At 59.3% G+C, this 24,014-nt stretch carries 18 protein-coding genes and 3 tRNA genes; 7 read left to right on the top strand and 14 right to left on the bottom strand.

Annotated features, from left to right (window positions below; translation table 11 throughout):
• Nucleotides 1-99: 99 nt before the first annotated feature.
• Both HMPREF2942_RS01610 and HMPREF2942_RS01605 read right to left on the bottom strand, forming a co-directional pair.
• Complete coding sequence (locus HMPREF2942_RS01610) at nucleotides 100-1,827, bottom strand: MDR family MFS transporter (protein WP_070688092.1); 1,728 nt, start codon at nucleotides 1,825-1,827, stop codon at nucleotides 100-102.
• Nucleotides 1,828-1,956: 129 nt separating this feature from the next.
• Nucleotides 1,957-2,628 carry a TetR/AcrR family transcriptional regulator gene (locus HMPREF2942_RS01605; RefSeq protein WP_246823120.1) on the bottom strand — a complete coding sequence of 224 codons (672 nt, stop codon included), beginning with the start codon at nucleotides 2,626-2,628 and terminating at the stop codon, nucleotides 1,957-1,959.
• A 113-nt stretch (nucleotides 2,629-2,741) separates the two neighbouring features.
• Between HMPREF2942_RS01605 and cls the strand changes: the two genes are divergently transcribed.
• Together cls and HMPREF2942_RS01595 are read left to right on the top strand one after the other, a co-directional pair.
• The gene (cls, locus tag HMPREF2942_RS01600; RefSeq protein ID WP_070688090.1) at nucleotides 2,742-4,220 is read left to right on the top strand and encodes a cardiolipin synthase; all 1,479 of its coding nucleotides are present in this window, start codon (nucleotides 2,742-2,744) and stop codon (nucleotides 4,218-4,220) included.
• Between the two features lie 62 nt (nucleotides 4,221-4,282).
• Nucleotides 4,283-4,840: a hypothetical protein gene (locus HMPREF2942_RS01595; protein ID WP_005507226.1), complete on the top strand. Its 558-nt coding sequence runs from the start codon at nucleotides 4,283-4,285 to the stop codon at nucleotides 4,838-4,840.
• Nucleotides 4,841-5,088: 248 nt separating this feature from the next.
• Here the strand turns inward: HMPREF2942_RS01595 and HMPREF2942_RS01590 are convergent, their stop codons facing one another.
• On the bottom strand, nucleotides 5,089-6,285 hold the full coding sequence (locus HMPREF2942_RS01590) for an RNase H family protein (protein WP_049346605.1): 1,197 nt from the start codon (nucleotides 6,283-6,285) through the stop codon (nucleotides 5,089-5,091).
• A 270-nt stretch (nucleotides 6,286-6,555) separates the two neighbouring features.
• Here HMPREF2942_RS01590 and HMPREF2942_RS01585 point away from each other — a divergent pair, with 270 nt between their 5' ends.
• On the top strand, nucleotides 6,556-6,834 hold the full coding sequence (locus tag HMPREF2942_RS01585; RefSeq protein ID WP_049338252.1) for a putative quinol monooxygenase: 279 nt from the start codon (nucleotides 6,556-6,558) through the stop codon (nucleotides 6,832-6,834).
• 114 nt (nucleotides 6,835-6,948) lie between these two features.
• Here HMPREF2942_RS01585 and HMPREF2942_RS01580 read toward each other — a convergent pair whose 3' ends face one another.
• Together HMPREF2942_RS01580 and ilvD are read right to left on the bottom strand one after the other, a co-directional pair.
• Nucleotides 6,949-7,983 carry a hypothetical protein gene (locus HMPREF2942_RS01580; RefSeq protein ID WP_049338253.1) on the bottom strand — a complete coding sequence of 345 codons (1,035 nt, stop codon included), beginning with the start codon at nucleotides 7,981-7,983 and terminating at the stop codon, nucleotides 6,949-6,951.
• A gap of 252 nt (nucleotides 7,984-8,235) precedes the next feature.
• Nucleotides 8,236-10,080, bottom strand: coding sequence for a dihydroxy-acid dehydratase (ilvD, locus tag HMPREF2942_RS01575; RefSeq protein ID WP_070593568.1), 1,845 nt, complete (start codon nucleotides 10,078-10,080; stop codon nucleotides 8,236-8,238).
• Between the two features lie 403 nt (nucleotides 10,081-10,483).
• On the opposite strand from ilvD, the gene HMPREF2942_RS01570 reads away from it, so the two are divergent.
• Nucleotides 10,484-12,316 (top strand): alpha,alpha-phosphotrehalase, encoded by a 1,833-nt coding sequence (locus HMPREF2942_RS01570; RefSeq protein WP_070634561.1) that lies wholly within the window; start codon nucleotides 10,484-10,486, stop codon nucleotides 12,314-12,316.
• 158 nt (nucleotides 12,317-12,474) lie between these two features.
• Here HMPREF2942_RS01570 and HMPREF2942_RS01565 read toward each other — a convergent pair whose 3' ends face one another.
• The 7 genes from HMPREF2942_RS01565 to HMPREF2942_RS01535 all read right to left on the bottom strand — a co-directional run bounded on the left by HMPREF2942_RS01565 (nucleotide 12,475) and on the right by HMPREF2942_RS01535 (nucleotide 16,406).
• Entirely contained in the window at nucleotides 12,475-13,425 is a 951-nt protein-coding gene (locus HMPREF2942_RS01565; protein WP_070634579.1) for an ABC transporter substrate-binding protein, read from the bottom strand.
• A gap of 5 nt (nucleotides 13,426-13,430) precedes the next feature.
• Nucleotides 13,431-14,129 (bottom strand): ABC transporter permease, encoded by a 699-nt coding sequence (locus HMPREF2942_RS01560; protein ID WP_070688088.1) that lies wholly within the window; start codon nucleotides 14,127-14,129, stop codon nucleotides 13,431-13,433.
• 3 nt (nucleotides 14,130-14,132) lie between these two features.
• A complete protein-coding gene (locus tag HMPREF2942_RS01555; protein WP_070688086.1) occupies nucleotides 14,133-14,912 on the bottom strand; it encodes an ABC transporter permease in 780 nt (259 codons plus the stop codon).
• Nucleotides 14,909-15,856 (bottom strand): ABC transporter ATP-binding protein, encoded by a 948-nt coding sequence (locus HMPREF2942_RS01550; protein WP_070688084.1) that lies wholly within the window; start codon nucleotides 15,854-15,856, stop codon nucleotides 14,909-14,911. Before HMPREF2942_RS01550 ends, HMPREF2942_RS01555 begins: the two co-directional genes overlap by 4 nt.
• Nucleotides 15,857-16,045: 189 nt before the next feature.
• Nucleotides 16,046-16,118 (bottom strand) — tRNA-Phe (locus HMPREF2942_RS01545).
• A 73-nt stretch (nucleotides 16,119-16,191) separates the two neighbouring features.
• Nucleotides 16,192-16,265 (bottom strand) — tRNA-Asp (locus HMPREF2942_RS01540).
• Between the two features lie 68 nt (nucleotides 16,266-16,333).
• Nucleotides 16,334-16,406, bottom strand: a tRNA-Glu gene (locus HMPREF2942_RS01535).
• 939 nt (nucleotides 16,407-17,345) lie between these two features.
• On the opposite strand from HMPREF2942_RS01535, the gene HMPREF2942_RS01530 reads away from it, so the two are divergent.
• Nucleotides 17,346-17,927: a hypothetical protein gene (locus tag HMPREF2942_RS01530; protein WP_049346590.1), complete on the top strand. Its 582-nt coding sequence runs from the start codon at nucleotides 17,346-17,348 to the stop codon at nucleotides 17,925-17,927.
• A 351-nt stretch (nucleotides 17,928-18,278) separates the two neighbouring features.
• Here HMPREF2942_RS01530 and HMPREF2942_RS01525 read toward each other — a convergent pair whose 3' ends face one another.
• Together HMPREF2942_RS01525 and HMPREF2942_RS01520 are read right to left on the bottom strand one after the other, a co-directional pair.
• Entirely contained in the window at nucleotides 18,279-19,682 is a 1,404-nt protein-coding gene (locus HMPREF2942_RS01525) for an FAD-dependent oxidoreductase (RefSeq protein WP_044150832.1), read from the bottom strand.
• Nucleotides 19,683-19,995: 313 nt separating this feature from the next.
• Nucleotides 19,996-20,361, bottom strand: a complete 366-nt coding sequence (locus HMPREF2942_RS01520; RefSeq protein ID WP_070688082.1) for a DUF2218 domain-containing protein — start codon at nucleotides 20,359-20,361, stop codon at nucleotides 19,996-19,998.
• A gap of 363 nt (nucleotides 20,362-20,724) precedes the next feature.
• Between HMPREF2942_RS01520 and HMPREF2942_RS01515 the strand changes: the two genes are divergently transcribed.
• Nucleotides 20,725-22,191, top strand: a complete 1,467-nt coding sequence (locus HMPREF2942_RS01515) for an NCS2 family permease (protein ID WP_070685216.1) — start codon at nucleotides 20,725-20,727, stop codon at nucleotides 22,189-22,191.
• A 321-nt stretch (nucleotides 22,192-22,512) separates the two neighbouring features.
• Nucleotides 22,513-23,961 (top strand): NCS2 family permease, encoded by a 1,449-nt coding sequence (locus tag HMPREF2942_RS01510; protein ID WP_070688080.1) that lies wholly within the window; start codon nucleotides 22,513-22,515, stop codon nucleotides 23,959-23,961.
• The last annotated feature ends 53 nt before the right edge of the window (nucleotides 23,962-24,014 follow it).

Raw genomic sequence — 24,014 nt, 5'->3', positions numbered from 1 at the left:
GCAACTCAGCCAAAAACAGCGCCCCGACACGAGCACACGACTCGCACCGGGGCGCCACTTATATAGGAAGGCAACGCCTCCGCATCTAGTGCTAAGACCCTAGCTCTTAGCGTTAGGCTCCGAATCCGGCGAAGCCTCCGAGCTCAACGACTCATCAATACGAGCACGAGCAGAGCCGTGCATGCTCTTCAAAGCCTGCGCGTCCTTAGCAGCCATCTCCGGAGTAATCACCGGAATCGCGCCAGTCGCCGCACGAGCAATATCAACAGCCGGCTCAGTCTCCAGGGTCGTCGCCAGCGCATCCTCACGAATGAAGAACAGAAGCAGCGTAGACACCAGACCCAGCGGCACCAGGTACAGGAACAGCGGAATCAACGCATCGTTATAGGCATTCACAATGATGCCGTGCACCGGCTCCGGCAAAGACGCCACAAGCTCAGGAGTCAGAGACGAAGACGCATGGCTACCTGAAGACTGCAGCGCCTGCTGCGGCATACGCTCAGAAATCAGCGAGGTCAGACGCGAGGTAAACAGACCACCCACCAGCGAGGCACCCACAGTAGCACCCACCTGACGGAAGAAGTTATTCGACGCCGTCGCGGTACCAACCACGCTCACCGGGAACGCGTTCTGAACAATCAGAGTCAAGAACTGCATGGACATACCCAGACCGGCACCCATCACCGCAAGGTACACACAGAACAGCCAGGTCGGAGTCTCAATAGTCACGGTCGACAGCAGGAACAGGCCCAGCGCCACAATCGCGGTACCGCTCGTCACGTAACGCTTGTAGCGACCGCTCTTCGACACCACGCGGCCCGTCACAATGGACACCACCAGCATGACGCCCATCATCGGGATCATCAGCAGACCGGCCACCGTAGCGCTCACACCCAGCGCCATCTGCAGATAAGTCGGGATGTACTCCACCGCACCGAACATTGCCACGCCCAGCGCCAGCGAAGCGCCCAGAGTCAGCAGGAAGTTACGATTCTTGAACAGGTACATGGGCATGACCGGCTCAGCCGCACGGTTCTCCACCGGGATAAACACCAGCGCAGCAACCACAGAGAAGACCAGCAGACCAATAATCTCGGGCGAGGTCCACTCGTACTGGTTACCGCCCCAAATCGTGGCAAGCACCAGCGCACTCGTACCCGCCATCAGAATCAGCGAGCCAAGGTAGTCGATGCTGTGCTTCTCACGCTCACGGAACGGGCGGTGCGGCAGCAAGAAAATCACCGCAAGAATCGACAGAATAGCCAGCGGCAGGTTCAGCCAGAACGCCCAACGCCAACCCGGCCCCTCAGTAATCCAGCCACCAATCAGCGGACCAGCCACCGACGAGAACGCAAAAACGCCACCGATAATACCCATGTAGCGGCCACGGTCGCGGGGAGGAATCACATCAGCAATCACAGCCTGAGAAAGAATCATCAGACCGCCGCCGCCCAGACCCTGCAGGGCACGAGCAAAAATCAGCCAGTTCATGTCCTGAGCGAGCGCACCAACAATCGAACCCGCCATGAAAGCGACAATCGCAAAAATCAGGAAGGGCTTGCGTCCGAACTGGTCAGAAAGCTTGCCGTAGACCGGCATCGTAATCGTCGAAAGCAGGATGAAAATAGTAATCACCCAGCTCATGTGCTCCACGCCGTGAAGCTCACCCACAATCGTGGGCAGCGACGGCGCCAGAATCGTTTGGTTCAGCGAGGACATGAGCATCACAATGACCAGGCCCAGGAACATGGCGCGGATGCGGTTTTTACTTTCCTGCTTAGCCTCGCCGGCTGGCGGCTGAGGTAGCTTCTTTTCCTCTGTACTCATCGATAATCCTTAGTTACGTTCTATATGTTTCTGTTATGTGTCCGCCAGGTTCTTGATTCGGTTGCCTCGATTCGGGGCCTCGGATTCGGTTTCCGGCGGGCTTTTGTAGTTTGTAGCAGTGAACCGCCGCTAGATTGCCGGTCGGTTCTGCTCAAAAAGCAGGAACTGGAAGGTCTTCACCGTCTGGCGGATATGGCGGGCAATATCCTCTTTATCTTCCAGGTCGCGGGCGAACTCCAGCTGACGAAGCACCGCGGAGGCAAGCTGGACCTTTGCGCGTGATCGCTCCCGGAAGTGATCGGTCAGCGGGTCAGCGGGGGTTCGGCGCGGGAAGGGGCCGCGGCGACCAGCAGCATCAAAAGCCACCCAGTCGATGGTGTTCAGGTACTCGGTGAGCACCTGTTCGCACTTCATGTAGTGCATCTTCATTCGTTTCGCGGACTCGGGGAACTCCTGATAGGGAGCTCGAGGGTCCTTGCCCTTGGCGTAGTGGAAGCTCTGGAAAATGACCTCCCAGAGAAGGTGGGTTACACGAATGATCGTGTTGTCATCCTCGTGGGCACGGTCTGTTTCGAGGATTTCCTCGCTGACCACCGGTTCGCGCAGACCCAGGACGGCATCCTCTTTAGAGGGGAAGTAGTTGAAGAAGGTACGCGGGGAGACGCCCGCCTCCTGGGCGATTTCTTCAACGGTGGTTCCGCGCATCCCGTGTTCGCGGACGCGTTTGAGGGCTGCTTCGTGGATTGCCGTCCAGGTTTGTTCGCGGCGGCGTTCGCGAAGGCTCTGTTCCTTTTTCTGCATAACTGCAATTATTTCATCACTGCACACAATGCTCAAGTGCATTTTTGGCGTTAAGGCCCACAGCATAGCCAGCTAAGCTCCAGCCCCACACAAAACATCGGCATAATAGAGGGATGAACTTGTTTGCCCCCGCCTATCTCGATTTCCTGCCAGACTGGCTACGCCTCGCACTCGGCATCGCCGATATCCTCATCCGACTCGCAGCCCTCTGTTGGCTCCCCTACAACCGCAAACCCGTGGTTGCCCTGGGCTGGCTCATGGCCATCTTCTTCATCCCCTTCGTATGGTTCATCGCATTCCTCGTCTTCGGCTCCTCGCGCCTGCCCGCCTACCGCCGCGCACGCCAACACGCCATGAACGACTTGATCCGCGAAGTCAGCGAGAACAAGCCCTTCCTCACCCGCACCGACGACCTCTCCGACCCCGCAAAGGCAGCCAGCCAGCTCAACTACACCCTGGGCTCACTCCCCCTGGTCGGCGGCAACCAATTCACCCTCCACACCGACAACCACGAGGCAATGGTCGCCATGGCGGAAGAAGTCGACCGCGCCACCAAATACGTGCACTTCGAGTTCTACATCACCGCCTACGACGAGGCGAGCGCAGTCCTCTGGGACGCCCTCTTCGCAGCCCACGAACGCGGTGTACAGGTGCGCGTACTCCTCGACCACATCGGCTCCCGCAAATACCCGTCCTATAAGAAACTCGTGAAAATGCTCAACGACTCGGGTATGCAGTGGCGCCTCATGCTGCCGCTCAAACCGTGGAAACTCAAGTGGCAGCGACCCGACCTGCGTAACCACCGCAAGGTCCTCGTCGTGGACGGACGCGTCGCGTTCTCCGGTTCGCAGAACGCTATTCACCGCTCCTACGACATGCCCGAAAACATTAAGAAGGGCTTGGAGTGGAAGGACCTGACCTTCTCCTGCACCGGCCCCATCGTTGAAGAGCTCAACGCCGTTTTCGTCTCCGACTGGTACTCCGAAACGAACCAGCTGATCCTGGCAGAAATTAACACCAATATCCCCTACTACAAGGATGGGATGCGCGCCCAGGTTGTGCCCTCCGGCCCCGGTTTTGAAACCGAAAACAACCTGCGCCTCATTAACTACCTGATCTACAACGCCGAGCGGCGTATTACCATCTGCTCGCCCTACTTCGTGCCCGAAGAGACCCTACTGCAGGCACTCACGAACGCCGCCTACTCCGGTATTGAAACCACCGTGATTGTGTGCGAGAAGGGCGACCAGTTCCTGCCGAACATGGCGCAGCGTTCCTACTACGAGCAGCTGCTGCAGGCGGGTGTGCGTATTCTGCAGTACCCCAGCCCGACCGTGTTGCACTCCAAGTTCATGATGGTCGACGACGAAATTACGTTCATTGGCTCGTCCAATATGGACCCGCGTTCCTTCTCACTGAACATGGAAGTGTCAACGTTCGTCATTGACCGCGGCATGGTCGCGATGCTGGATGAAGTATGCGCCGAATACGAGCAGGTCTGCACCGAGCTGCTGTACACCCAGTGGGCGGAGCGCCCGCGCCGCATCAAGATGGTGGAGAACCTCTGCCGACTGTGGTCATCGCTCCTCTAAGCTATTTGTCACACACTCGGGGGTCTGAGTTTTCATCCCCGCACCCGCCAAAGGACTATCGAATGCCCCTTCTATTCCGTAAAGCACGCCGTAAATTCGCTGAACTCGATGCGCACGACGTTGCTCACCGTATCTCTGCGTACACCTACGGTAATTTCTTGGTGCTGGCGGCTCTGCTGAGCATTCACGACGCGAACGCGATCTTTGACGGCACCGCAATCCTCTACATTACGGGTACCGGTCTGACCACCTACATTGCCCACGTCATCTCAGAAATGCAGGAGTACCGGGTGCTGCACGGCGGCACCCCGCCGCGAGATTTCGTCAAGCACGCGCTGGGCAACGCGAGCCCTATTCTGGGTACGACCGTGTACCCCGTGGCGCTCCTGATTCTGGCGACATTCCTACCGCCCGGCGGCACCTACGACATCATTTTTGACTGCACTATTATTCTCTGTCTTGTGACCGTGGTGTGGCGTATTTTTACCCTCAACTTCGCGATTGCTCGCTACCGCGGCGAGCCAATCTGCTGGCGTACTGTCCGAAGCGCCGTGTGGCTCACCCTCGCCGTTATTGTTCTTGCGATTGTGAAGATTATGTTCACCCACGCTGGTAAATAACCTAAAAGCTCCCCCCCTGAGTTCGATTGATTCGACGCTCAGGGGGAGCTTTCGTTTCCCCCGCATTCTTTTCCCACGCACCATTGCAGGATGCGCGGGGCTACAAGCTAGAGCAGCGCTACAGGTGAGCCTCGTAAAAGCGCATGCGGAGAAGGCAAAAGGGCAAAAAGAAACACGCGACACCTCCGACATCGCATACCTTCGTATGCAGCGAATGTATCGCGCGTTCATTTCTACCCTGGACTAGTTTAGCGCCATAAACGGTTTCCCGTGTGGATTGAAGAAGGTTTAATCTGCAACCACTCCGGCGCAAGCAGGCGAACAGCCTTCGCACACCCCGACAAAGCAGTAATAATCGACTCGCAACGCTGATTAAACTCGCTCTGATGACGCTTATCCACAATCTGCCCCGGAAAATGGCGATGCATCTTCGACACAGAGTCGCTACTCTCCTGCAAACCGTGGCCCGTATGGCCCGGAACATGCTTCACCAGCACACGCTTCTCGCGGATAGCCTCCGTCAAAGCACGCATCTGAGACACCACACGCTCATCCTGAATACCCTCAGAAACCCACGCCTCAAAAGCCCAACGGCTATGCGCCAAACGCAACACAAACGTCAACGCACCCAAAGAATCCGTATGAATAATCAGGCGGCGCGAACCGCTATGGAACACCGTATAAGCCGCCAACATTGCAGACAGCTCACCGGTCATAATGTTCACGCCATCATAGTGGGCATGAAAATAGAAGCCGTCCTCACTCACGCCGGCGATACCCATACGGCCGCCACGCTGATACTTCTTATTGTGAGTCGAACGGAACGAACAATCCGTGAAAACGCTATAGTCCTGCAGCTGATCCAGCGGACGAGGGGTCAGTGCCTCCTCCACCATCTCATCCACAGCGGTACGTGCCGCACACACCTCAGCCTGCATCCGCTCATACGCGGGCGTGCCAGCAAGCTTCACATGCACTTCACCCAAAGAATGGTTATCGTACGGGTCCAGCACCTTCTCAAAGGCGCGGTACTCCATAATCCCCTTCAACTGGTCGCAATCACGGAAAAGATGCTTCAGATTCTTACGGTCAGCAGCAATCGTCACCAGGTTCTGACGGTACTGCTCAGGAACCACATCCCACGCAGAAAGCACGGCACGACCCAGCAGACGCGGATGCACCTCATCACAGCACTCCATCAGGGAATGAACGTGAGTGAAAAGCATCAGCTCCTCATTCACCACCGTGCGGGTGCCGTCCTGCTTAGAAATAAAAACCACCGTCGACAACGCCGAATAGCAAAAACCCTGCGCCGTACGATGCTCCTGAGCCACCGCAATCACAGCAACGCCCTGATTCGTGTACCCGGCAGGGTACGAGGCGCTATAGTCGGGAGCCTCCCAAGTCAGGGTGCATCGTTTGATATGCGCCGGTGAAAATCCCATGAGTGTCACCCCCCATGTGTGCCATACCGCTTCTCCTTCCATTCATGCGGTGTATCGTCCTCGTTCTTTTATAGGTCGAAAAGAAAGGGGCACGCAAATATAAAACACCTTTTTTACAGTTAGCGAATGGGCCAGCCGAAAATCCTCTCACCCGCCGCCACAGCGCAAGAAAACCACGACCATTGCCTCCCCGAACCGGGGGTGAAGGTGTACGGTAAAAGAGTCATATACAACGCGGCCTCACGCCGCCCACCCCATAAGGAGAGCCCCATGATTGGTGTTTACGCCGGAGTATCCGTCAAGCCCGAGCACGTCGAAGAATTCCTCAAGACCATCGAACCGCTCGTGACCGCAAGCCGCCAGGACGAAGGCAACGTCAGCTACGACTTCGGTGCCGTCTCCGACACCGACTTCGCATTCATCGAGCGATGGGAATCCCAGGAACTACTCGAAAAGCACATGGGCGCCGAGCACTTCCAGAAGGCTGTTGCCGCATGGGAGCCGCTGCTCTCCTCCGAGCTGGACGTTCGCATCGTCAACTTCCGCTAAGCGACGTTAAATACCGAAGGTGCCCGGCACCCCCTCTGTGAGGGGCGCCGGGCACCTTCGTATATCACCCTTGGAGACGAGCGCAGCTACTCGCGGCGCGCCTTTATGCTCGGTCTAGCGGCGTTCCAAACCGACCTCCACCGAATCAAGCGTGAAACCATTCGTCGCGCTCACGCAATGCACCTTACCGCTATTCACCGACTTGCAGGTGTAACCATACGCGGTCACCACCTGACCGGTCGGCAGTGCAGTAATACCCTCGGTATTCACCGGCTCCGGGGTGGCGGTCTGACCGACCAGGCTCACCTCGGGCGCCTGGCCCTGCACCATGTGCACGCGCTGCTGCGCCTTACCGGATGCGGCATCCCAGCCCTCCAGGGTCACGCCCACCAGCGCCTGGCAGTCCACACCTGACGGGGTCACCGAACACGCGACCTTAGAGTCCGGGCTGGTGAAACGCAGCGCCTCAACAGTCTTCGCAGAATCACCCTGACCGAAAGTGCCGCCACCGTACGCTTCAGCGAAAGTCAGCGTACCCGACAGCATGCGGGTCTGTGCCGGAATCAGCGCCAGGCGCGGCTTCTCAACGCTACCACCCTGCGTGAAGCAGGCACCCGTAATGTAGTCGCGGCCCTGCACCTTCGTAGCGCACTGGTACCACTCAACACTCGCCGCGCCGTCCTGGTTCTTGCGGCTGTTGAAGAGGCGCACCGCCTCCTGAGCCTTGGCACAATCCGAACCGTCATACACGTAAATACCGGCGGAACCACCCAGCAGGCTTGTCACACCGCAGCGGGTGCCCGCATCAATAGTGTTCGCAGAGCCACTCGCCGAGGCGTATGCCGCCTCGTACTCGGCGTCCGTGCTCGGCTCATCCGTGGGGGTCGCTACCGAGTCGTACGTTACCGGGGAATCCAGGCCGGCAGAGATCTGCACAGTATTCGGCTTCCAGGAGCCATCCGCCGCGGTGAACAGGGTCTTTGCATCAACGGGCGCAGAAGAAGTCGCCACCATCATCGGGGCGGTTTCAGAATCATCAGCCTGCGGCTGAGCAGAGCAAGAGCTCAAAGCGAGCGCACCGATACAGGCAAGAGCCGTCAGGGCACGACGAGTAAAAGCACGCTGTGCGCGTGCGGGCAGGGTAACCATGAATACGTCCTTGTGAGGGTTGCGAATTGCGTTGTGTTTGAGTGGTTGTGCTGAGTCGGTGAATCGGGTACCTAAATACCTTCTTACACCCTACTGCACCGCAACTGACAAGGCAATACGCCGCACCGGGTATCCCACGACGGTAAACAAATACGCGAACAAAGAACAGCGCCCCGCCCGCAGAAAAACCGCGGAACGGGGCGCCAGCCCATCAGGGCAAGATATTAAATTCTCACACGATACGTGAGGGGCTTATGCGTCCTCGGGCAGGATGCGCACGCCGCCCTTATCAGCCGAAGCAGCCAGCATGCCGTACACCTTCAGGGCGTTCGATACCTGACGCTCACGCGGCTTGGTCGGACGCCACGGTGCAGCGCCCTTCGCCTCGCGGCGAGCAGCAAGCTCCTCATCCGAAACGTTCACACGCAGGATGCGGTTGTTCACGTCAATCTCAATCTCGTCACCGGTCTGCACCAGGCCGATCGCGCCGCCAGCAGCCGCCTCCGGGGAGACGTGACCGATAGAAATACCCGAGGTACCACCGGAGAAACGACCGTCAGTAATCAGCGCACACTTCTTGCCAAGGCCCAGACCCTTCAGGTAGGAGGTCGGGTACAGCATTTCCTGCATGCCGGGGCCACCCTTCGGACCCTCGTACTGGATGACAACAATGTCGCCTTCCTTCACGTTCTTCGACAGAATCTCGTGCACAGCCTCGTCCTGCGACTCGACCACGAAGGCGCGGCCCTTGAAGTGGAACAGCTCCTCATCAATACCAGCAGACTTGATGATCGCGCCGTTCTGGGCAATGTTGCCGTACAGGACCGCCAGACCGCCGTCCTTGGTGTACGCGTGCTCCACGGCGCGGATGCAACCGTTCTCGGCGTCGGTCTCGTGGGATTCGTACTTGTTCGCGGTGGAGAACGCCTGAGTGGTGCGCACGCCGCCGGGAGCAGCGAGGAACAGTTCCTTCGCCTTCTCGCTCGCCTTGCCGCTGCGGATATCCCACTCGTCCAGCCACTCGTCCAGCGAGTCAGCGTGAACAGAATGAACGTTCTTGTGCAGCAGGCCGGCACGGTTCAACTCACCCAGCAGGGCAGGAATACCGCCGGCACGGTGCACGTGCTCAATGTGGTACTTAGTGGAGTTCGGGGCAACCTTCGCCAGGCAGGGAACCTGACGCGAAATACGGTCAATATCCTTCAGGGTGAAGTCAGCACCCGCCTCGTGAGCAATCGCCAGGGTGTGCAGCACAGTGTTGGTCGAACCGCCCATCGCCACATCCAGCGCCATAGCGTTCTCGAACGCCTCCTTGGTCGCAATGGAGCGCGGCAGAACCGACTCGTCATCCTGCTCGTAGTAGCGCTTGGACAGTTCAACGATGCGGCGGCCAGCATCCAGGAACAGCTCCTTACGAGCAACCTGAGTAGCCAGGGTGGTGCCGTTACCGGGCAGCGCCAGGCCAATCGCCTCATTCAGGCAGTTCATGGAGTTCGCGGTGAACATACCCGCGCACGAACCGCAGGTCGGGCACGCATTCTTCTCAATCTGGGCGAGCGCAGCGTCGCTGACGCTGTCATCAACAGCCATCACCATGGCGTCCACCAGGTCAAGGCGGTGCTCAACAATACCCTCAATGCCCTCGCCGGACTCCATGGGGCCGCCAGAGACAAAGATGGTGGGGATGTTCAGGCGCATAGCCGCCAGAAGCATACCGGGGGTGATCTTGTCACAGTTAGAGATGCAGACCAGCGCGTCGGCACGGTGCGCGTTGACCATGTACTCGACCGAGTCAGCAATCAGATCGCGGGAAGGCAGCGAGTAGAGCATACCGTCGTGACCCATCGCGATGCCGTCATCAACAGCGATGGTGTTAAATTCCTTGGCGACGCCGCCAGCCTCACGAATCGCGCCGGCGACCAGTTCACCCATGTCCTTCAGGTGCACGTGGCCGGGCACGAACTGGGTGAAGGAGTTCGCAATAGCAATAATGGGCTTGCCGAAGTCGTCATCGCCCATGCCGGTGGCACGCCACAGGGCGCGGGCACCAGCCATGTTACGGCCGTGAGTTGAAGTACGTGAACGCAGTTCTGGCATTGTTTTACCTTCCGTAGTGATGCAAGTACTGATTTTACGCGCGGCGTCCAACGCTCTTCAGCTCAGGGTCACTTTGGTTTCATGCATCGAAACGCGCACGAGCCTGCAACCGCCTATCGGTGGGAGGGTTGAGGCCACGGGGGTTGTGCCGGATCTGCGGCAGAATTGCCCCCTTTGGGGTAGACGGGGGACATCACCCCATTATGCCCCCTAATCTGGAATGAGCCCAGGTTCCGGGCGGCGATATTCAGTCGGCGAACGCACCGGGAGGCGGCGGGCCGCTGTGCCTGCCGCGTACGGGCCTCGCTGTGCATACGTAGCAGCACACGCAGCACCGGCGCGGTTCGTTTCCAACACACTGATTTATACACGCTGAACCCTGCTTACATTTCAGAAGGTTTCCATGACACAGGCACCCACCGCATCGCTCACCCTCACCCCGGCAACCAGCCCTGCAACCACCCCGGCAGGTGGCAAGGATTTCGCGTCCTCCGTCATCTACCAGGTGTACCCCAAGTCCTTCTACTCCTCGGCGGGTGGCGCCTACGGCGACCTGCGCGGCGTCATCGAGAAGGTGCCCTACATTGCTTCCCTGGGCGTGGACATGGTGTGGTTCAACCCGTTCTTCGCCTCCCCGCAGAACGACAACGGCTACGACATCTCCGACTACTACGCCATCAACCCCGACCTGGGCACCATGGAGGACGTCGAAGAGATGATTGCTGCCCTCGCCAAGCACGGTGTGGGCGTCATGTTCGATATGGTGCTCAATCATGTTTCGACCGAGCACGAGTGGTTCCAGCGTGCGCTCGCCGGTGAGCGCGAGTACTGGGATTACTTCTACATTCGCCCCGGCAAATACACCGAGGATGGTCAGCTGCGCGAACCGACCAACTGGGAATCGAAGTTCGGCGGCCCCTGCTGGTCCCGCTTTGGCGAGTACACGGATGAACACGGCACGCCCCTGTTCTATATGCACCTGTACGACCGCACCCAGGCGGACGTGAACTGGTACAACCCGACTGTGCGCGACGAACTGTTTAAGGTCGTGAACTTCTGGTACGAGAAAGGTGTACGCGGTTTCCGCTTTGACGTCATTAACGTCATCGGTAAGGGTGAAGAGCTACTCGACGCCCCCGAAGGCACCGTGGACAAGGCACAATACACCGACACCCCGATTGTGCACACCCGCATTCAGCAGCTGAACCGCGCATCCTTCGGTCAGTATGATGACACCGTGACCGTGGGCGAAATGTCCTCGACCAGCATCGAAAACTGCGTGGGCTACTCCAACCCGGCAAACCACGAGCTGGACATGGTGTTCAGCTTCCACCACCTGAAGGTGGACTACGAGAACGGCGAGAAGTGGTCGAAGGTGCCGTTCCGTTTTGCCAAGTTGAAGCAGATCCTGAACGATTGGGCACTGGGTATGCAGGCCGGCGGCGGCTGGAACGCGCTGTTCTGGAATAACCACGATCAGCCGCGCGCGCTGAACCGTTTTGGTGACGTTGAGCGTTACCGTGCCGAATCGGCAACCATGCTGGCGACCGTGATTCACCTGCTACGCGGCACCCCGTACGTGTACCAGGGCGAGGAAATCGGCATGATTGACCCGGTCTACTCCTCGATTGAGCAGTATGTGGATGTGGAGGCGCACAACGCCTATGCGATGCTGCGTGAGCGCGGTCTGAGCGAGCAGCAGGCACTGGAGATTGTAGCCTCGAAGGCTCGCGATAATTCGCGTGTGCCGATGCAATGGGCCGCGGATCCGGCGACTGCCGGTTTTGGTTCCACGTCGCCGTGGCTGACTCCCGCCCCGGTGCGTGACGCGGCGACCGGTGCCGGTATTTCGGTGGAGGATGAGGAACGCGACGGCGTGATTCTGCCCTACTACCGCAACCTGATTGCCCTACGTAAGCAGTACCCGGTCATCTCTGCGAGTTCGTACGCGCCCTACGCGCTGGATCACGAGCGGGTGTTTGCGTACCTGCGTGAGCTGCCTGCTGATGGTACCCGCCCGGCGCAGTGTCTGCTAGTGCTGACGAACTTCTACGGTGAGCCGACCGAGGTTGAGGTTCCGGCTGAATTCGTTCGTTCCGGTCGCGTGCTGGTGTGTAATTACAAGAATTCTGCGGTCGATTCCGCTGCGGCGGATTCTGCCGTATCTGATTCAGCTGAGACGGTGACACTGAGCCTGCGCCCCTACGAGGCTCTGGCGCTACTGATTGAGGGCTAAAAAGCTACTGTATGCCCCTCCCCTGACCTGTGGGGAGACGTGTGGGAGAAGGACGACTATAAACCGACCTGGCAATATTCTATTTCTAGAATATTCCCAGGTCGGTTCTGCTTAAACCATTCCTGTAGAGGAATTTATGTGGAATATCAGGCAGAATCTTAGAAGCCGTGCTCGTTCAGCCAGGTACCCGCCGCCTGCGCGGGCTCCTGCTTAGAGGTACCCGAAACACGGTCATTGAGAGTGCGCAAATCAGCGGTGGTGAGCTTCGCCGAGACACGGTTCAGAACCTCCGCCGCAGAGTCGGGAACTCGCGAGGTATTGATAATGGGCAGCACCTGCTGAGCCAGAATCATGTTCTTCGGATCCTCCAGCACCACCAGCTGATTCTGCTCAATTGCGGGGGTGGTCGAGTAGAGGTCAACCACCTGCACGGTGTCATCCAGCAGGGCCTTGACGGTCAGCGCGCCACCACCATCCGAGAGGGGCACAAACTCGGCGGGGGCGCATCCGTACTTCTCTTTCAGACCCGGGATGCCGTAGGCGCGCTCGGCGAACTCCGGGGCGGCGCCGAGCTTCAGATTCGTGCAGCGGGAGGCGAGGTCTTCAAGGCTTCGCAGACCGTATTTCTGGGCGGTCTGCGCGGTAACGACAAGCGAGTCCTTATCCTCCGCCTCGGAGGCGTTCAGGGCGCGGATTTCAGCCCCGGAGCCACCCGTGGTGAGGGTGCCGAGGGCGGCGGGTAGCGCCTGCAGAATCTCCTGCGCAGTGCTAGCTGTAGCCTTCGGGTCGAGGTAAAGCAGCAGGTTGCCGGAGTAGTCCGGGATAACGTCCACCGCACCGGAGGCGAGTGCCCCCAGGTACGCCTCGCGGGCGCCGATGCTCAGCTGGGTACGGGCGTTGAATCCCGCCCGGGCGAGGGCTCCGGCGTAGATTTCGGCAAGGATTTGGGATTCAGCGAAGGCCGCTGAGCCGACAATGATTCCTTCATGTTCGCCGCTGAAGACTTTGTCGCCGCTGAGCCCGCAGGCGCTGAGAATACCCGCCATGCCGAGCGCTCCGGCGGCGGCTAGGGCAGTGCGACGAGAGAAGGTTTTAGGTGCCTGAATCATCGGGTTCATGCCTTCTTCCGGTTGATGGTGAGCCCCGCGGGGGTGAGCGTACGCTGCACGAGGCCCATGAGCGCGTCCACGGCGAAGGCGAGAAGCGCCACGAGCAGGGTTGCGACGAGCATGCGCGGGTAGTCGCGCACGGCGAGCCCGTCGAAGAGGTACCTGCCGAGGGTTCCGCCGCTCAGGTAGGCGACGATGGTCGCGGTTGCGATGACCTGCACGAGTGCGGAGCGGAGCCCGCCGAGCATCATGTTTGCGGCGAGCGGGATTTCGAGGCGGGTCAGAATCTGCCATTCGGTCAGGCCTTGGGCGCGGGCTGCGTCCACGAGGTCTTCCGGCACGGCGGCGAGGCCTTCAAGAACTCCGGCGAGCAGGGGCGCCGCCGCAATAATAATGAGCACGATGAGGGAGGGCAGGGTCGAGACGCCCAGCCAGAGTGCCAGGATAGTGAGCAGACCGAGTGCGGGCAGCGCACGGGTGGCAGCAACGGTGCTCATGAGCAGGTTGCTACGGCCGCGGTTGGTGCCGTAACCCGGGCGGTGGTGCCCAGCCCAGAGGCCGAGGGGCACGACGATGAGTGCCGCGCAGACGGTGGCAAGGGCGGTGACGCTCAGCTGTTCGAGCAGGCGCACGAGGATTCCGCCGCTTCCCTGCCAGTTGGCGCCGTCCATGAGGTAGGCGAAGGTTCGTTCTATGACGTTCACGGGTTATGCCTTCCTTTCGGGACTGCGGCGGTTCGCAACCGTAGCCGCCTGCCAGGGCGTAAATGCCCTCGTCAGAAGGATAAGGAGCAGGTCGAGGACCAACGCGAGCAGCAGGCTAAGGATCACGCCAGCCAGGATTTCCGAAGGGATATTGCGCGCGAGTCCGTCGGTGAAGAGCGTGCCGAGCGAGGGCACACCGATGAGGGCACCCACGGACACCATCGCAATATTCGCCACGGTTGCCACGCGGATTCCCGCCATAATGACGGGCGTAGCGAGGGGCAAGTAGAGCTCCATCAGCGCCTGTCGGGGCGTGTATCCGAGGGCGCGTGCAGATTCGTGCACGCTATCGGGTACGGAGTCGAAGGCATCCACACCGGAGCGCACCATGAGCGAGAAGGAGTAAACGCTCAGGGCGACGAGCACGTTCAGCGGGGAAATAATGGAGGTTCCCAGAATGAGCGGCATCAGCACGAACAGCGCGATCGAGGGGATGGTGTACAGCAGCGAGGAGAGATGCATGAGGGTTCGCGCACCGATGCGGCGTTCGGAACCGCGGTCACGGCGACGGCTCGCGTAGTAGGCGACCGGCAGCGCGACGAGAGCGCCAATCGCGACGGGCACGACGCCCTGGTAGAGGTGGCTGAGGGTCAGCTCGAGGATGCGCTGGCTGTTGGTGGCGACCCACTCCCAGTGCATATCGCTTGCCGCCAGGGGTGATGCCACTAGGGACTGCGCGGCGAGAGGTGGTGCCGCGAGCACAATATTTTCTAGAAGACTCATTCGCTTTTCTCGCCTTCTACCACACCATTCTGTGCTTCTCGGGAGGCGGCAAGTCGGCGTGCACGCGCCTGGCGCACCGTCTGCTCATCCAGCAGGCCGGCAACGGAGCGACTCACGAAGGAGCGCACAAAATCATCGGCGGGGCTGTAGAGAATCTCTTCGGGAGTACCGAACTGTGCGAGGCGACCACCCTCCGCGAAGACGGCAATTGTATCGCCGAGCAGAAGCGCCTCGTCAATGTCGTGGGTGACGAACACAATCGTCTTGGCGAGTTGCCCCTGTAGGCGCAGCAGCTCTTTCTGCAGGTCGGTGCGCACTACCGGATCCACTGCGGAGAACGGCTCGTCCATCAGCAGGACGGGCGCATCGGCGGCGAGAGCACGCGCCACACCAACGCGCTGCACCTGACCGCCCGAAAGCTGGGAGGGGTAGCGCTTGGCGTACGAAGGATCCAGACCGACTACTTCGAGCAGTTCGAGGGCGCGCACCTGCGCCTCCTTGCGGGAGGCGCCGAGCAGGCGCGGCACGGTGGCAATATTCTGCGCGACGGTGCGGTGCGGCATGAGCCCACCCTGCTGCATCACGTAGCCGATGCTGCGGCGCAGCTCGTAGGGGTTCTTCTCGTGCACGTTCACGCCGTCAATGGTGATGGTTCCGCTATTGGGCTCCACCATGCGGTTAATCATGCGTAGACTAGTGGTTTTACCGCAGCCGGAGGGTCCGACGAACACGGTAATCTGCCCGGCGGGAATATGCAGATTCAGGTTCTGCAGCACCGTGGTGGGTTCACCGGTTCGGCTCGGGTAGCTCTTGGTGATGTTCTCGAAGCGGATTCCGCCCGCCTGCGTGCTACCAGTGGCAGCATTTTTTGCCCACGGAATTTGAGGTGAGTCCTCTAGGCGTTGGTGGGTTGAATTTTGGGCGGCTGAATTTTGGGCAGTCATGGGTGCGTTGGTGCTTTCTGCAGTGGCTATAGGGCAGGTGCCTCTGTATACAATCTATATACAAAAAGGCGGCATCTGAGGGTTTTATTCCCAAGATGCCGCCTTTTCGACGGTTTTTCAGTATCTGCAACCGCAAAGTTTTTTAAAAACAAAACCCGCCCCACTGTAGAAGCCTGGAGGCGGATTTCGTGGCTCCGACCGGCGTCGATCCGGTGACCTTACGATTTTCAGTCGTACGCTCTACCAACTGAGCTACAGAGCCTTGCGTATTTACTTTTAGATACGCAATGACCGCGTCTTCGGATGAATAATCATCTGAAATTACGCGGCCAGAGCGACCCCGACGGGACTTGAACCCGCGACCTCCGCCGTGACAGGGCGGCGCGCTAACCAACTGCGCTACGGGGCCTTGTTGGAATCAACAGAAGTAAATTCTATATCATCTAACTTGGCTTTGCAAATCGTGAGATTTGCAAGTACCCCCAACGGGATTTGAACCCGTGCTACCGCCGTGAAAGGGCGGCGTCCTAGGCCGCTAGACGATGGGGGCCTAGTCGATCGAACAGGTTCCGTTTTCTTCATCCCGTCGTTCGAACCTCCACTAGTCTATGACAGGTTTGCGGAGGCGCGCAAACCGTTTTGTTCGATTTTGCCCGATTTTGACCCCCATTTTCGACCATTTATAGCCTGGCACATATGTATTTAAGCTAGTCAATGACGATTCAGAAAAACTTCAAAAAATTTTAAAATTTCTTCACAACACCCCATATCAGGAGCTTTTGGAGGGATTTTAGCGACTTTTGGGCGCCTACAGAGGCCTCAAAGAAGCCCTATTTCCCGCTCTGATTTCTACAGATTTTCTTCAGAATCTTCCAAAATTTTGTTCCGAAGATGCCGGCATCAGTCCCGCAAGAATTCCAAAAACCCACCTTCACATCTCTTATACACCCCTCTTATGCGCATCGCAGCGGCCAAAAAACTCCACAATATCTCCAAAAAATTTTCGACAACTTTCTACGCGCTTATATAGGACATGCAGGCAAGACGCTACCCTGGGCGCAAATATCTGCAAGAGAGTGCACAGCAACACCTCTCTAGAGGGTTCACCCCAGCACCCCCCGGAACCCTCAAAAATGTGCCGCGCAAAGCAACTACAGGCCAGAATGCACGTAGATGCAAATATTCACTCTTGGGAATACAATAAACCGGCTTGTCAGACGCTTATTTTTCTCTCAGTGCAGATATCTATGCAATTATGACGACGCAGAAATATAAAGATTTGATAAACCTCTAGCGATTGACAAGGAGAGATGAAAGCCAGCTGAAAATACCCCCTGAAATAGCTTGAAGCCCCCTCTTTGAGCACCGTACTATAGAGGGCGTGAGGTCACTTCCGGACCTTGCACGGGGCCACTTCCGGAGCCCCAGACGTAAAGTCACCGCACATTACAGCACCGATAAACCGCATAGAGATCCAAAGGGGGATCCAGTGTCCGCAACGATGAATCGCCGCACGGCATTCCGTGCACTCGGCGTAGGCACCGCAACCATCGCTCTCGGCTGTGCAGCTGCACCCGCAGCGCAGGCACAGCAGATGGCGCACCCGCAGAAGGCAATGACTGCCGACCAGCAGCTCAAGCTGATTCTGCGCCGCCTAGAGCAGGTACCCGCCCGTTTGAAGTATGCGAAGCCTGGATCCTCCAACCGCGTTAATAGCGGCATTGAGAGCGCACTGGGCAACCTGACCACCGTCCAGGGCACTGACGCAGGCCGTCAGATTGCAAGCGCTAAGGCCGCTGTTCGTAAGTCTGATGGACGCGCCCACGCAGCGCTCTCCCCCGTTGGTGTTATTGCCTGCGTTGTCAGTATTGCAAAGTTTGTCATTCAGCTGGGCATCGCCATTTACAAGCTTATTAAGGCACTCGTTAACGCCTTCAAGCAGTGGAAGACCTTCAAGAACATCGTGAAGGCCGTCATTTCTGGTGAAACCCGCAAGAAGCTGGGTACTGAAACTGAAACCGTACTCAAGGCCATTTTGGGCATTGAAGACGTCCTCAAAAAGTGTGCATAGTCTACACACCGTACGGCTATGCGCTTGTTTAGAGAGCTAATCTTGGTGTTTCTTTAGCTTTCTAGACCCCGTTAAGGGATGCGCCGCACGTGGAGTCACTGCATGGGCTCGCTGCGCGTCCGGGTAGCCGGAGGGTATGTCCTCGAGTGTCTTCGGCACCTACCCAGCCCACCCCGCATGACCTCATGGTGCGGGGTGGGTTTCTTTAACCGCTCTTTCGATAACTCTTCCGGGCGAGCACTTTCCGAGAGCCCCCTACTCCCCCGCTTCCTTATATATAGACAAAAATCGACCCCGCACCGGTTCACGGTACGGGGTCGATTTCTATGCTCTACGTGCTAGAGGTAAGGATTACTCGCCGCGGGAGATGTTGACCATCTCGTCGCGGTCCACAACCTTCACGCGGGCGCGAGGCTCACCGGCTGCATCCTTGGATGCGGCGCCCAGTGCCTTCTCGTGGTCGTCCAGGCGGTGCCAGCCTTCCCAGGTGGTGTACTTGATGCCCTTGGAGTCCAGGTAGGCGCTGAATGCCTCTGCCTCCGGCTCGGGTGCGGTGTAGAGGTTCTCGCGGTCCTCGAGCAGGTGGGTGATGGTTTCGAGCGCGTCAGACTTGGTGGAGCCGATCAGGCCGACAGGGCCGCGCTTAATCCAACCGGATGCGTACAGGCCGGGAACGACCTCGCCGTTCTCGTCCACGACGCGACCCTCAACGTTGGTGATGACGCCGCGCTTGTCGTCGTAACCGATTTCGGGCAGTTCGGAACCGAAGTAGCCGATTGCGCGGTAGACAGCCTGTACGGGGTAGTCCACGTACTCGCCGGTGCCGATGATGCCGCCGTTGCCGTCGAGCTTGTTGCGTTCCATGCGCAGGCCCACGACCTTGCCGTCTTCGCCGAGAATCTCGTGCGGGGACTGCAGGAAGTGTAGGTGCAGGCGGCGGGATGCGGTCTGCTCGTTGGTCTTCTGGTCTTCCAGCCAGCCGCGCAGGGTCTTCATCATGACCTTGGTCTGTGCGTTCTTCTCCATTGCTTCTTCGGAAGCAGCGTCGAACTGGAAGTCCTCTTCGTACAGGACGATGTCCACGTCGCGGGAGTGTGCGAGTTCGCGCAGCTCGAGCGGGGTGAACTTCATCTGTGCGGGGCCGCGGCGACCGAAGACGTGCACGTCGGTCACGGGGGAAGCCTTCAGACCCTCGTAGACGTTGTCGGGGATTTCGGTGACGAGCAGGTCGTCAGCGTGCTTGGAGAGGATGCGGGAGACGTCCAGAGCGACGTTGCCGTTACCGAGCACTGCAACCTGCTCAGCTTCGAGCGGCCAGGTGCGGGGGTAGTCGGGGTGGCCGTCGTACCAGGAGACGAAGTCTGCTGCGCCGTAGGAGCCGTCCAGGTCGATGCCCTTAATGTTCAGGGGTGCATCAAAAATCGCGCCGGTTGCGAAGATGATGGCGTCGTAGTGTTCGCGCAGGTCGGCGAGGGTCAGGTCCTTGCCGTATTCAACGTTGCCGAAGAAACGGATGTCGCCGCGGTCCAGGACCTTGTGCAGTGCGGTGATGATGCCCTTGATGCGGGGGTGATCCGGTGCCACACCGTAGCGGATCAGGCCGAAGGGGGCGGGGTAGCGGTCGAAGATGTCGATGGCGACCTCGACGGCGCCGGTGCGGACCTCTTCAGACTTGGTGAGGATGTCGGCGGTGTAAATACCGGCGGGACCTGCACCAATAACGGCGACGCGCAGGGGGCGTGCTGCTTCAGACACGAAAATCTTCCTTTCGAAGTTCACCGTCCGGCGCCCGGTGCGGCGCGAACAGGCGGTGAGCTTAGTGTTCACTTCTTGCCTATTTTACCGGGGATTGACGGGTGTTCGGTGGCTTATATGTCTTCGCCCACTAAATAGGATAATTTTCTGTCACCTAATCCGGGCGGGGTCACCTAATTCAGGAGGGGTCGCCTAATCCGGGCAGGGCGGCGCATCCGACCCCGGGCACCTCCGCACGCAGCGGGCATAGAACTGCCCCACCCTCCGAGGTGCAGGAGGGCGGGGCAGGGTAACGAAGACTAGAAAGCAGGGACTAGGAGGCGGGTACCGCCTCAAAGGTCACGACCAGTTCGTCGCGTTCGCCGAAGCGGACCAGGTGGCGGTCCAGCACATCCGCCAGACCAGCAGCCAACTCGTCGTTTTCGGCGCGTACCTCCATGACGAGGGCACCGTCGATTTCGCGCAGGTCACCGTAGCCGCGGAAAATACCATCGCGGTTGAAGGTGAGGCGCAGACCGTCGGGTAGTTCTGCGGTGCCGAGCTTGCGGCCCATGTGCGAGCCGAGCTGCTTGATGTATCGGGCGGGGCGGTCAGTTGCTACGATGGCGCGCTGGCGTACCGGCAGGGATTCCGCGGCGGGGTAATTCTCAGCGGTGTTTTCTTGGGGAGTTTCAGTCACGGTGGGCTCCTTCTCATCTATGCCGAATTCTCATCTATGCCGAAAAAGGCTCACCACACGGAACCTGGCATCCGGCGACGCATGTTTCACCTCGAATATAGCAGAAACTTAGGGTCTACTAACCTAACAAACTATCATTGTTCGCGCAGGGGCGAGAGATAGTTACCGCTATTACGCCTCCCACAAAAGATCTCTGAACGAAAGCTGGGAATTTCCTGGATTAACGCTTAGAGAAACTTTAACCGTAGAATATTTCGGTAACAACAGTGTCACCTCCCCAACACACCGGGAAGTGGCACTTTTTTATGCGGGCTCGGAACCCCGAGTCACGCCCCGACTATGAGTATCTACGGATTTTCACGAATGTCTTCTGAGAACACCGCGGCTCCCCAGAGCCCCAAGGCAGAAGCCAAGGGCGCACTGGACCGTTACTTCAAGATCACTGAGCGAGGCTCCACCATCGCCGCAGAATTCCGCGGCGGCCTCGCCACCTTCTTCGCGATGAGCTACATCGTCGTGCTGAACCCCCTCATCATCGGCCTCGGCAAGGACGCATCCGGCAACGCCCTCGGCGTACCGCAGGTCGCAGCAATGACCGCACTGGTCGCAGGCGTCATGACCATCCTCATGGGCGTCATCGCCAAGCAGCCCTTCGCCATGGCGGCAGGCCTCGGCGTGAACGCGCTGCTGGCAACCACCATCGCCTCCACCCCCAACCTGACCTGGCCCGCCATCATGGGCCTCGTCGTCTGGGCTGGTGTGCTGATGACCATCCTCGTGCTGACCGGCTTCCGCACCGCAGTGTTCAACGCGGTTCCCGAATCGCTCAAGGTTGCAATCGTCGTCGGTATCGGCTTCTTCATCGCCTTCATCGGCCTCGTTAACGCAGGCATCATCCGCCGCATGCCCGACGCAGCCGGCACCACCGTGCCCGTCTCCTTCGGCGTGAGCGGCCACCTGCTCGGCTGGCCCACCCTGGTCTTCCTGTTCGGCCTGTTCCTCACCATTGCGCTGTTCATCCGTAATGTGAAGGGTGCAATCCTCTACGGTGTGCTCGCCTCCACCGCCCTCTCCATCATCCTGGAGAAGGTCGTGCCCTCCGGCAGCTCGCTTCAGTCCCCCACCGGCTGGTCTCTGAACGTCCCCGTCTGGGACTCCAACACCAGCAAGCTGCCCGACTTCTCCCTGTTCGGCTCCGCTGACCTGTTTGGCGCCTTCGGCACCCTCGGCGGCATGGCTGCAGTTCTGCTGATCTTCACCATCCTCATCTCCGCGTTCTTCGACGCAATGGGCACCTCCGTCGGTCTCGCAACCGAAGCAGGCACCATCAAGGACGGCCAGATCGAGAACGTCGACAAGGTCCTGCTCGTGGACGCCCTCGGCTCCGTAGCCGGCGGTGGCACCTCCTCCTCCGCAAGCCAGATCTTCGTGGAGTCCGCAACCGGTATCGGCGCGGGCGCACGCACCGGCTTCGCGAACATCGTCACCGGCGCACTGTTCCTCGTCGCAATCTTCCTGTCCCCGCTGGTCACCATCGTGCCCTTCGAAGCTGTTGCACCCGCAATGGTGTTCGTTGGCTTCCTGATGATCCGCCAAGCAGTGAACATCGACTGGAACGACTGGGGTCTGGGTATCCCCGCGTTCATGACCATCATCTTCATGCCGCTGGCATACTCCATCGCGGACGGTATCGGCGCAGGCTTCCTGTCCTACGTCTTCATCCGCTTGGTGCAGGGTCGCGGCAAGGAAGTTCACTGGCTCATGTACGTGGTTTCCGCAGTGTTCCTCATCTTCTTCGCTAACGGCCTGATTACCGGCTGGATGCACTAAATACATCAGGTGCCTCACCCTCCACACGTGGAGGCGCGGGCACCATCAGGGCGGGGTATCGGCACCTTCGGGTTGCCGGTACCCCGCCCTGCGCTATTCTTCCCTCTACCCCAACTACCCAATTCTGGGTTGCAGGGGTCGGGGAAACACCACATCACCGACTGAACCGCCGCACACAACGCGTTTCAACGGCACAAGCTAAGCGGCGGCGCCTACAATAGTTGAACCATTGTGGCGCCCAACCCGGGACTTACCCGCGAGCTTTACCCTCGAAACCGGCGGCGCAACAGTACACACCGAACAACATCAACGGATCCTCACATGTCTGAACCCCAGAAGGCGGCAGCGCCCACCAGCGCACTCGACCGCTACTTCAAGATTTCCGAACGCGGCTCCTCCATCGCCGCAGAATTCCGCGGCGGCCTCGCCGCATTCTTCGCCATGAGCTACATCGTGGTGCTGAACCCCCTCGTCATCGGCCTCGGCAAGGACGCATCCGAACGCACCCTCGGTATCGCACCCGTCGCGGCTGTGACCGCGCTGGTTGCCGGCGTGATGACCATCCTCATGGGTGTTATCGCCAAGCAGCCCTTCGCCATGGCGGCTGGCCTGGGCGTGAACGCGCTGCTCGCCTCCACCATTGCCACCACCCCGAACCTGACCTGGGCAGACATCATGGGCCTGGTCGTTCTTGCCGGTCTGATCATGACCGTTCTGGTGCTCACCGGCTTCCGTACCGCGGTGTTTGAGGCGGTCCCCGAGTCGCTCAAGACCGCGATTGTGGTCGGTATCGGCTTCTTTATTTCCTTTATCGGTCTGGTCGACTCCGGCATTATCCGCCGCATGCCTGACGCAGCTGGCACCACCGTTCCGGTGAGCCTCGGCGCGGGCGGTCACCTGCTCGGCTGGCCCACCCTCGTCTTCCTCTTCGGCTTGTTCTTCACCATCGCCCTGTTCATCCGTAACGTGAAGGGGGCGATCCTGTGGGGCGTGCTCGCCTCCACCGCACTGTCCCTGATTCTGGAGGCGGTTGTCCCCTCCGGTTCCGTGAAGGAGGCGGCAACCGGTTGGTCCCTGAACGTGCCTTCCCTGGCGGACATGAAGTTCACCACCCCGAACTTCTCCCTCATCGGTTCCGCTGACCTGTTCGGCGCATTCACCCACATCGGTCCGCTGGCTGCTTCGCTGCTGGTGTTCACCATTCTGCTGTCCGTGTTCTTCGACGCGATGGGCGTTTCGGTGGGTCTTGCCGCCGAGGCTGGCACCATGAAGGACGGCAAGGTTGAGGACATCGACAAGGTCCTGCTCGTGGACGCTTTCGGTTCCGTTATCGGTGGTGGCGCGTCCGGTTCGGCGAACCAAATTTTCGTGGAATCCGCTACCGGTATTGGTGCGGGTGCACGCACCGGCTTTGCGAACATTGTGACCGGTGTGCTGTTCCTGCTGGCGATTTTCATTTCGCCGCTGGTCACCATCGTTCCTTTCGAGGCGGTTGCTCCGGCGCTGGTCGTGGTCGGCTTCCTGATGATCCGCCAGGCTGTGAATATTGACTGGACCGACTGGGGTCTGGGTATTCCGGCGTTCCTGACCATTATTTTCATGCCGCTGTCGTACTCGATTGCGAACGGTATTGGTGCCGGCTTCGTGGCGTACACTTTCATTCGCCTGGTGCAGGGCCGCGGCAAGGACGTGCACTGGCTGATGTACCTGGTCTCCGCGGTGTTCGTGATCTACTTCGGTATGGGCATCATTAACGGCTGGACTAGCTAAGTCCGCTAGCCCCGATAGTTAGCCTCATTGAGAGGCGTCAACAAAGAATGGCA

Origin of the sequence: Rothia sp. HMSC071C12 (assembly GCF_001813895.1) — a bacterium.
In the GTDB taxonomy this organism is placed as follows: domain Bacteria; phylum Actinomycetota; class Actinomycetes; order Actinomycetales; family Micrococcaceae; genus Rothia; species Rothia mucilaginosa.
This window is presented reverse-complemented; position numbering and strand designations above follow the sequence as displayed.